Here is a 10,074-nt window from a genome sequence, read left to right on the forward strand (position 1 = left end):
GGCGCGATCGTCGTCGGCATGCCGTTGCCGATCGCGCAGGCGTCCCGCAGGCCGCCGCCAAGCTCACCGGCGTGGGCCGGCGCACCCGGTATCCCGCCTCGGCATCACGCGCCGAGCAGCACCCCGGTGCGGATCGGGCGGGTGCCCGTCACGCGGCCGAGCGGCGCGCCGGCCGTGACGAAACGGATCGCGCGGCGCATGTAGAAAACGCCTTCGGTGCCGCTGTGCACCGTGTGCGTTTCATCGTTCAGCGGATCGACGATATCGAACAGCGGATCGCCCACCCGAATCCGGTCGCCGGTGGCCGCGCGATGCACCAGGATGCCGCTGACCGGCGCGTAGAACTGCTCGCTGCCGGCCAGCGGCGTCGGCGCCTGCACCAGCGGCGGCAGCGGCTTCGCCTCGCCACGCAGCGCGCCGCGCGCGCGCAGGAAATCGATGATGGCTTCGGCGTCTGCTGCCGCCGTCTCGTAGCTCACGTCGCGCTGGCCACGGCATTCGATGGTGGTGGCGACGGTGCCGGGCGGCAGCGGCGTGGCGCGGCCGAGTTCCTGGCGCAGCGTCCACCACGGCAGGCTGTGCGCCTCGTCGAAGGCCTGGCCGCCCGAATCCGTCGCGATCAGCGAGGCCTGCGCGCCGAGATAGCGGGCCAGCGGCTCGAACTGCGGCCACGCCTCGTCGCTCGTGTAGAGATGCAGGGTGGCTTCGAGTGAACAATGAAGATCGATCACCACGTCGGCGTCGAGCGACAGTTCGAGCAACGCGTGCTGAAGCGATTCGAACTCGGTGCGCGGCGTCTGCCGCGCCAGCGTCTCGCGCATCAGTTTCCGCACGGCGGCGATATTGGCCTGCGCGTCAGGCCCGAGCGCGCCGTCGAGCGACGCGGCATCGTCGACCAGCGCCGGGAAGCTGCGATTGAAGTTGCGCCCGCTGGCCAGATCGAAACGGCCGATGAACTGGCCGAGCACGTGCTGGGCCAGGCCGACCGGGTTGGCCACCGGCACCAGCACGATCTGCGCCGCGATTTCGCCGGCGGCATCCAGTTCCATCAGGCGGCGCCGGAGCATCACGGCCACCAGCATCGCCGGTGTTTCGTCGGCGTGCAGCGCGGCCTGGATATAGATCTTCTGCCCGGCGTCGGCGGCTTCGAGCGGGCCGAAATGCAGGCTCTCGAGTTCGCGGCGCGTGCCGATCGCGGGCGAGATCAACGGGGTCGATTGCGTGTACATGGCGTGAGGAATGCGAAATAAGCGAATGGGATGGCGATGGCGTGACGTGATGCAGCGTGCTCAGTCGCCGCGCGGATCGAACGAGAAATAGCGATGGGCGATGCGCGCATAGGTGCCGTCGGCCAGCATCGACGCGATGGCGGCGTCGATCGACGCCTTGAGCGGCGCATCGTCCTTGCGCAGCCCGATGCCCACGCCGTGGTCGCCCATCGACAGCGGCTGGCCGACCAACTGGAAGCCCTTGCCTTGCGGCGTGCGCAGGAAGCCCTGATCGGCCTCGACCATGCCCAGCAGCGCGCCGTCGATCCGGCCGGCCACGAGATCCGCGAACACGTCGTCCTGGCTCTTGTATTGCACGACGTTCACGCCGTGCGGCGCCCAGTTGGCCAGCGCATAGCTTTCGAACTGCGTGCCCGACTGCACGCCGATCCGCTTGCCGGCCAGCGAGGCCGTATCGGTGCCGAGCGCCGAGCCGCTGCGCGCCACGAGGCGTGACTTGAACTGATAGAGCTTCGACGAAAACGCGATTTGCCGGGCGCGCTTGTCGGTGATCGCCATCGCGGACAGGATCGCGTCGATCTTGCGCGCGGCCAGCGCCGGGATCATCCCCGAGAATTCCAGCTCCACCCACTTGCAGCGCGCATTCAGGCGCCGGCAGATTTCGTTGCCGAGATCCACGTCGAAGCCCTGCACGCTGCCGTTCGGCGCCTTCGAATCCATCGGCGGATAGGTCGGATCGATGCCGAAGCGCAGCACGCCCGGATCGGCCGCCTGCGCGATGCCCGCCGCGCCGAGCAGGCTGATTGCGAACAGGCCGCCCAGGGCGGCGCGAAGAAACGGGTTCATGGTGGGGCTCTCCTTGGAACAGGCCCCGATCCTATGGTGTGCAAAATGCCGGGAAAAGTGCGGATGTCGCTATCATGATCGTTTTTTCCGATCACCGAATCATGCCAATGACGCTCGCGCAATTGCGCATCTTCTCGGCGGTGGCCGAGCAGGGCAGCCTGCGCGGCGCGTCCCGTGCGCTGCATCTGGCCCAAAGCAGCATCACCCAGCAGTTGCAGAATCTGGAACTCGAACTCGGCGCGCCGCTGCTGACGCGCACCAACCGCGGCATCGGCCTGACCGTGTTCGGCGAGCGCCTGCTCGCGCGGGCCGGCGCGATCCTCGGCGAATGCGAGCGCACCGAGGACGAGATGCGGCAATTGCGGGGCGAGTTCACCGGCAGCGTGACGTTCGGCATGACCACCGAGCCGATGATCCAGACCCTCGCGCCGGTGCTCACGCAATACTGCGAGCGCTTTCCGCGCGTGTCGATTCATCTGGTCAATGGCACCTCGCGCAAGATGATCTCGTGGTTGCGCGACGGCACGCTCGATTTCGCTGTGGCGCTGGTCGGCGCCAGGACGGACGCGTCGGACCTGGCGGTCACCGCGCTGTTTCCGGCCGACCCGGTGGTGGTGTGCCGGCGCGAGCATCCGCTCCGGCATGCCCGCACGCTCGCCGAGCTGGCGCGGTGCGACTGGATCGCGACGCGCCAGCCGGGCGCGACCACGGCGCCGCCTGTCAATCGGCTGACGGACATGTTCGCCGCGCAGGGTTTGGCGCCGCCGCGCATCGTGGCCACCACCGAGGCGCTGTTCGACACGCTGCATCTGATCGTCGAAACCGACTGGCTGTCGCTGGAGCCGTCGATCGTCACGCGGCATCGGCTGTTCGGCGGGGAGCTTGCGTCGATCGAGATCGTCGAGCGGGCGGCCGCATCGACCGTCAGCCTGCTGCAACGGGCCAGCGTGCCGCTCACGCCCGCCGCGCAGGAGCTGGCGACGATGATCGCGTCCTATGCGCGGATGACGCGGGCCTGAAGCGCGCCTGAAGCGGGCCGCCATTTCACGGAAGCCGGACGCGTCGATTCGACGATCGGGCGACACGTCCTCCCGGTCCGGCGAATCGTCGAGATGCGCGTCAGGACCGCCGTACGGCGCGATCCATCGTTGCCCGTCGGGCAACGAAAACGCGTGGCGAGTCATATTGTTTCCGCCGATCCCTCCCTGCACAATGACTCGATCGTCTGGCCGCGTTTCGTTGGAAAACGCGCCGCCGCCATCGTGTTCGAAAACAATCATCGAGACTCAGGGAGAGCGCCATGAAATCGCCTCGCGTCGCACTCGGCGACACCGTGTTCGCCGAGCCCGGCTCCACGCTCGACGCACTATACCGGCGCGTGAACTGGAGGCTCCTGCCATTTCTGCTGCTGTGCTACGTAATGGCCTCCCTCGACCGTATCAACATCAGCTTCGCGAAGCTGCAGATGCAGCCGGCGCTGGGCATGAGCGACGCCGTCTACGGGCTTGGCGCGGGGGTGTTCTTTCTCGGCTACATGTTGTTCGAAGTACCAAGCAATCTGATGCTGGGCAGGGTCGGCGCACGCAAGACGATCAGCCGGATCATGATCCTGTGGGGCATTACCTCGTCGTGCATGTTGTTCGTGCACGATGCGAGGAGCTTCTATTTCCTGCGTTTTCTGCTCGGCGTATTCGAAGCCGGGTTCGCACCCGGCATGATCCTGTACCTGACGTTCTGGTATTCGGATGCGCGCCGCGCGCGGGTCATGGCGATCGTGCTGATGGGCGGCCCCTTGGCCGGCCTGATCGGCGGCCCGCTGGCCTCGATGGTGATGAATACGTTCAACGGTGCGCACGGGCTGGCCGGCTGGCAGTGGTTGTTCCTCTGCGAAGGCGTGCCCAGCGTGCTGCTCGGCGTGCTGACGCTGGCCTATCTCGACGACACCCCGAAACACGCCAACTGGCTCACCGATGGCGACCGGGCCGTGCTTGCCGAGCATATTCGCGCGACCGAAACGGGCACACGCCATCACGCTTTCAGTGCGGCGCTGAAAGATCCGCGCGCCTACGCCATGGCATTCAGCTATTTTTGCCTGATCTGCGGCATCTACACCGTCAGTTTCTGGTTGCCGACCATGCTGAAGGCGGCCGGCGTGAGCAATACGGTGCTCGGCTGGTACGCCGCCGTGCCCTATCTCGCGGTGCTGCTGCTGGTGCCGTGGCTTGCGCGCCACTCGGATCGTACGCGAGAGCGTCGTCTGCATAGTGCGTTGCCGGTATTGGCGGGTGCGGCCCTGGTGCTGCTCGCGCCGCTTGTCGAGCACAGCGTGGCGGGCACGCTGGCCGTGATGAGTGCGGCAGCCGTCTGTATCTATCTCGGCTACGCGGTGTTCTGGTCGATTCCCACCGGCTATCTGAAGGGCACCGCGGCGGCGGGCGGGATCGCGTTGATCAACAGCATCGGCTTGCTCGGGGGCTTTCTCAGCCCCTCGCTGATCGGCTGGCTCAAGAGCACCACCGGCTCGATGCAAAGCGGCCTGTTCGTGATGGCCGCGATCCTGCTCGCGGGTGGCGTATCGATCCTGCTCAATCGGTTGCCGGTTGGGCAACGTGTGGAGGCTTTGAATGATGTCTGATGCTGTCGTATCCCGGCCGGTGAGCGCCGAACCCACGCCGCCTCAAGCGCTGCGGGCGCAACTCGCCGCCGCCGGCTTGATCGCCGCGCCGTCCGTATGGGATGGCCTGAGCGCCCGCTTGAGTGTCGAGGCGGGCTTCCGCACGCTGTTCCTCTCCGGCCTGTGCCTGGCCGCCGCGCGGCTCGGCGGTCCCGATCTCGACCTGCTGACGTTCTCCGAGATGATCGACGCGTTGCGCATGGTGCGCGACGCCGTGCCGACAGCACTGGTGATTGCCGACGGTGATCATGGCTTCGGCAATGCCATGAACGTCGAGCGCACGGTGCAGGCCTATGGCCGCGCCGGAGCCGCGGCCGTGATGATCGAGGACAAGCTCTCGCCACGCCCCCTGCTCGCGCAAGGCAAGCCCTGTGTGACGCGCGACGAGGCCCGCATCCGCGTCCGCGCGGCGGTCGGTGCGGCGCGCGAATCCGGCATGCTGGTGCTGGCGCGCACCGATACCCGGCCCTCGCTGGGCATCGACGAGGCGCTCGCGCGGATCGCCCTGTTCGTCGAGGAAGGAGCGGACATCCTGATGCTCGATTCGCCAGCCGACGACGCGCAAGTGCGGCTTGCGGTCGAAGCCGCGCAGGGCCGGCCGCTGTTCTGCGCGATGACGGGCGAGAACGCGCGCGCGCCGGTTTCGTTGCAGCGGGCGCGGGAACTGGGGGTGAAGCTCGCCACGTTTCCGTTCGCGACCCTCACGCCGGTGATCGAAGGCATGCGCCAGGCATTGCAGGCGCTGGCCGCGGGCCGGATCGACGGGCCGGTGCCGTTTGCGCGTGCCGAGCTGTTCGAGACGCTCGGCTACGGACGCTATGAAGCGCGCGCCCGCGCCATGGCGCAGCGGCAGTGTCCTTCTGATCGGACATAGGCAATCCGCACGGCCTCGCCGGCCGAGGCACGACTCTGGGAGACCTTCGCTTGAAACGCATTCTGATTGCTGGTTTCCAGCACGAAACCAATACCTTCGCGCCCACCCGGGCCACTTATCAAAACTTCGTCGACGGCGAAAGCTTTCCGGCGATGCGGCGTGGCGAGGCGCTGTTCGAGCTGCGCGACGTCAATTTGCCGATCGGTGGCTTTCTTCAGGGGATCGAAGCATTCGCGTATCGACTGCAGCCCGTGATCTGGGCCGGCGCGTGCCCGTCGGCACACGTGACCGACGATGCGTTCGAGCGCATCGCGGGCGAGATGGTCGAGGGGGCGCGTGAACTGAAGCCCGACGGCATCTATCTCGATCTGCACGGCGCGGCGGTGTGCGAATCGATCGACGATGCCGAGGGCGAACTGCTGCGCCGTCTGCGCGAGGTGGTCGGCCCGGGCGTGCCCATCGTCGCGTCGCTCGACCTGCATGCGAACGTCACCCGGGCCATGCTCGATCATGCCGACGGCCTGATCGCCTACCGTACTTATCCGCACGTCGACATGGCCGCGACCGGTACGCGCGCGGCGCATCTGCTGCACCGTCTTCTGTCTGGGCACGCGGCGCCGCTGCAACGTTACTCGCGTCGCATCCCGTTCCTGATTCCAATCAACGCGATGGTCACGCAGCATGAGCCGGCGCGGAGCACATACGCACTGCTCGATCGGCAGGAGGCGGGCGGCCTGGCGAGCCTGTCGTTTGCGCCAGGGTTCCCGGCGGCGGATTTTCCGGAGTGTGGCGGGGTGGTGTGGGGATACGGCGAGGATGCCGCCAGCCTCGCTGGCGCGGTGGACGCGTTGTATGACCAGGTGGTCGGCAACGAGCCCGCCTGGGCGGTGAGCTTGTCGAGCGCCGACGAGGCCGTCGCCGAGGCATTGCGTCTGGCGCATGACGCGACGCGGCCGGTCGTGATCTCCGATACCCAGGACAATTCCGGCGCCGGCGCCGACTCGAACACCATGGGCATGGTGCGGGCGCTGCTCGCAGCCGGTGCGCGCGACGCGGCCGTCGGCCTGATCTGGGACCCGGAGGCCGCGCGCCGCGCGCATCAGGCCGGGGTCGGTGCATCCATCACGCTTGCGCTCGGGGGCCGCTCGGGCATCCCGGGCGACGCGGCGCTCGAGGCGACGTTCAAGGTCACGCATCTTTCCGACGGCCGACTGCGTTACGGCGGCCCCATGAAGCACGGCCTGTGGACCCGCATCGGGCCGGCCGTGGGGCTGGAGATCGACGGCGTGCGGATCGGCGTGTCATCGCTGAAAGCGCAGATGATCGACCGGAATCTGTTTCGCGCGGTGGGTATCGAGCCGGAGCGCATGCGCATCGTCGTGGTGAAAAGCTCGGTGCATTTTCGGGCCGATTTCGAACCGATCGCGCAGGCGGTGCTGGTGGCCAAGGCGCCCGGTCCGATGGCGGCTGACCCCACGGATCTACCCTGGCAACGGCTCGCGCCGTCGATGCGCACCGGTCCGAACGGGCCGGCGTTTTCAACGCGTTGACGCACTGCCGAACGGCGGCGGCACGTCGTCGTCGGCACCCATTTCATCTTTTTTGTTCAAAGAGGTGCTCCGCCATGCAAGCCACGCACAACCGCTTCAAGGAACAACTCGGCAAGCGCGCGCAGATCGGCATGTTTTCAACCCTGGGAGGCGGCCTGCTGTTGGAGCTGTTGGGCGCCTGCGGGTTCGACTGGATACTGATCGATACCGAGCACTCGCCCAGCGAGACTCCGGACATCGTGGCGCAGCTTCAGATCCTGGCCGCATCTCCGACCAGCGCGATTGTCAGACCGCCTTCACACGACCCGATCTACCTCAAGCGTCTGCTCGATATCGGCGTCGAGAACTTGCTGGTTCCCGACGTGCGTTTCGTCGACGAGGCGATCCAGATCGTCGCCGCGACGCGCTACCCGCCGTTCGGCCGGCGCGGCGTGTCGGGCAATTCGCGGGCGGCGCGCTTCGGCCTCGATGCCGGCTACCTGCGACGCGCCGACGAGAACGTCTGCCTGCTGCTGCAAATCGAGAGCGTCGACGGGCTGGCCAATCTCGAACCCATCGCCGAAATCCCCGGCGTCGACGGCATCTTCCTGGGCGCGGCCGATCTGGCCGCGTCGATGGGGCATCTCGGCGAACCCGGCCATCCCGCTGTCGTCGCCGCGATCGACGAGGCACTCGCCACCTTGCGCAGGCTCGGCAAACCGAGCGGCTTTCTCGCCGTCAACGAGGTGGAGCGCGAACGACGCCTGCACGACGCGATCGACGTGTTCGGCATCACGAGCGATACCGCGCTTATCACGCGGGGCGCACGGGATCTGGTCAAGCGCTTCGCCAGCCACCCGCACTCGCAATAAGACGGCCGGAAACCGATTCGCCCTTTCCAAAACAGATCAAGCCGGAACAACATGTCTGCTACCTCGCATCCGCTGAAGGTCGTATTTCTCGATCGCGGCACCATTCCACCTCACATCGATCTGAAGCCGTTGCCGTTTCCGCATGAACTTCACGTGTTCGACCGCACGGCGCCCGAGCAGGTCGGCGAGCGGATTCGCGACGCCGACGTGGTCGTGACGAACAAGGCGAAACTGAGCGCGCGGGACCTCGATCACGCGCAGCGGTTGCGCCTGGTCGCGATCGCGGCGACCGGCAGCGACAACGTCGATATCGGCGCTTGCCACGATCGCCGAATCTCGGTTTGCAATATTCGGAATTACGCGCTCACCACGGTGCCGGAACACACGTTCGCACTGATTTTCGCGTTGCGCAGAAATCTGGTCGCCTATCGTGAATCGGTACAGGCCGGCCGTTGGCGGGAAGCCGAGCAGTTCTGTTTTTTCGATCATCCGATTCGCGACCTGAAGGACGCGACCCTCGGGATCATCGGCGACGGCGCGCTGGGCCGGGAAACCGCCCACATCGCCAAGGCCCTTGGGATGCGAGTCCTGATGTCCGCGTTCAAGGGCCGCTCGGGCATGGGCGGGCTTTACACGCCGTTCGAGCAGGTCCTGGCGGAATCGGACGTCATTACGCTGCATTGCCCGCTGAACGCGGCAACCCGTGGTCTGATCGGCGCAGCCGAACTGTCGGTGATGAAGCGACACGCGATCATCATCAACACCGCGCGCGGCGGGCTGGTGGACGAGGTCGCCCTGGTCCGTGCCCTGTCGAACGGGCAGATCGCCGGTGCCGGGTTCGACGTCGTCACCGAAGAGCCGTTGCCGGCGGGTCACCCGTTCGAGGCGATCCTCGCGCATCCGGGCTTCATCCTCACGCCGCATGTGGCGTGGGCCAGCAGCGAGGCCATTCAGGCGCTTGCCGATCAACTGATCGACAACATCGCGTCGTTCGTCCAGGGCAAACCCACGAATCTCGTCGCGGCAGCGTAGCGGCTTGCGGGCGATCCCGCGATCGGCTTCGTGACCGATCGCGGAACCTCACGCATCGGCGGCGAACAACGGCAATTCGCCGAGGCAGCGCTGCACCTGTACCAGCGCGGCGGACGGAACGCGTCCCGCGCGCACGATCAACTGGATTTCCGCCGATTCCATCACCGCGTTCTCGATGCGCACCGTGGCAAGTTCGCCCGCCGCCACTTCGCGGGCGACTGCCCGCGCCGACATGAAGGTGACCGCCATGCGCGCCTTGACGTGGTTTTTCAGAACGGCCAATGAATTGGACGTGAAATGCGGCGTGAACTGAATCCGATCGGCATATTCGGCGGCGGTCAGTAGTTTGCGCACGCCGAATTGCTCCCGCATCAGGGCGACCCGGTAGGGCAGGACGTCGCTCAACGCGATCGGGCCGCCAGCCTTGACCAGCGGATGATCGGGCCACGCGACCAGCCCGACGGGAAGCCGCCGTGCCCGGAGTACGCGAATCGCGCCGCCGGCCGGCGCGCAATACGAAATCCCGATATGCGCTTCGTCCCGCAATACCATCGGTATCACGTCATAGCTGCCGACCTGCTCCAGTTTCAGGTTGATATCCGGATAACGCCGGCAGAACGCGAAGCTGAGGTTGCGGCTGACCTCGTCGATGAAGCCTTCACCCGCCACCACGCTGATTTCGCCACGCTGCAGCCCGCGCAATTCGTCGAGACGAGCGAGCAGCATGTCCTCGCTCGCCCAGCGCTCGCGGCAGTGATCGAGCACCAGCGCGGCGGCCTCGGTCGGCGCGACGTTGCGCCCGCGCCGCTCGAGCAGCCGGCAACCCAGCTCGCGCTCGAGCTGCTGGATCTGCCGCGTGACGACCGATGCCGCGACGTCGAGCCGTTCGGCCGCGCCACGGATCGATCCGCACGACACGACTTCGAAGAAATAGCGCAGGCGGTTTTCGTTGATGGCGCGAGCGGAAGGATTCAAGGTGTTTCCCCATGACGTGCGCCGCGCGGCGCGGCACGAATTC

Annotated in this window: 9 protein-coding genes and 1 pseudogene; 6 read left to right on the forward strand and 4 right to left on the reverse strand. The window is 66.8% G+C overall.

Annotated elements, in window-relative coordinates:
- Positions 1–104: 104 nt before the first annotated feature.
- Positions 105–1,229 carry a succinylglutamate desuccinylase/aspartoacylase family protein gene (locus tag ACYP33_RS23780; RefSeq protein ID WP_459624178.1) on the reverse strand — a complete coding sequence of 375 codons (1,125 nt, stop codon included), beginning with the start codon at positions 1,227–1,229 and terminating at the stop codon, positions 105–107.
- 60 nt (positions 1,230–1,289) lie between these two features.
- Positions 1,290–2,075 (reverse strand): transporter substrate-binding domain-containing protein, encoded by a 786-nt coding sequence (locus ACYP33_RS23785; protein WP_459624179.1) that lies wholly within the window; start codon positions 2,073–2,075, stop codon positions 1,290–1,292.
- A gap of 101 nt (positions 2,076–2,176) precedes the next feature.
- On the opposite strand from ACYP33_RS23785, the gene ACYP33_RS23790 reads away from it, so the two are divergent.
- The 6 genes from ACYP33_RS23790 to ACYP33_RS23815 all read left to right on the forward strand — a co-directional run bounded on the left by ACYP33_RS23790 (position 2,177) and on the right by ACYP33_RS23815 (position 9,056).
- Positions 2,177–3,094, forward strand: coding sequence for a LysR substrate-binding domain-containing protein (locus ACYP33_RS23790; protein WP_459624180.1), 918 nt, complete (start codon positions 2,177–2,179; stop codon positions 3,092–3,094).
- Positions 3,095–3,375: 281 nt separating this feature from the next.
- Positions 3,376–4,710: an MFS transporter gene (locus ACYP33_RS23795; protein WP_414447113.1), complete on the forward strand. Its 1,335-nt coding sequence runs from the start codon at positions 3,376–3,378 to the stop codon at positions 4,708–4,710.
- A gap of 19 nt (positions 4,711–4,729) precedes the next feature.
- On the forward strand, positions 4,730–5,623 hold the full coding sequence (locus ACYP33_RS23800; protein ID WP_459624181.1) for an isocitrate lyase/PEP mutase family protein: 894 nt from the start codon (positions 4,730–4,732) through the stop codon (positions 5,621–5,623).
- Between the two features lie 50 nt (positions 5,624–5,673).
- A complete protein-coding gene (locus ACYP33_RS23805) occupies positions 5,674–7,173 on the forward strand; it encodes a M81 family metallopeptidase (RefSeq protein ID WP_459624182.1) in 1,500 nt (499 codons plus the stop codon).
- 74 nt (positions 7,174–7,247) lie between these two features.
- Entirely contained in the window at positions 7,248–8,024 is a 777-nt protein-coding gene (locus ACYP33_RS23810; RefSeq protein ID WP_459624183.1) for an HpcH/HpaI aldolase family protein, read from the forward strand.
- 51 nt (positions 8,025–8,075) lie between these two features.
- Positions 8,076–9,056 (forward strand): D-2-hydroxyacid dehydrogenase, encoded by a 981-nt coding sequence (locus ACYP33_RS23815; RefSeq protein WP_459624184.1) that lies wholly within the window; start codon positions 8,076–8,078, stop codon positions 9,054–9,056.
- A 48-nt stretch (positions 9,057–9,104) separates the two neighbouring features.
- Here the strand turns inward: ACYP33_RS23815 and ACYP33_RS23820 are convergent, their stop codons facing one another.
- Entirely contained in the window at positions 9,105–9,782 is a 678-nt protein-coding gene (locus ACYP33_RS23820; RefSeq protein WP_459624217.1) for a LysR substrate-binding domain-containing protein, read from the reverse strand.
- A gap of 105 nt (positions 9,783–9,887) precedes the next feature.
- Positions 9,888–9,974 (reverse strand): annotated as a pseudogene (locus ACYP33_RS23825) (helix-turn-helix domain-containing protein); the annotation flags it as partial.
- Between the last annotated feature and the right edge of the window lie 100 nt (positions 9,975–10,074).

It is taken from the genome of Burkholderia sp. 3C (genome assembly GCF_054589155.1).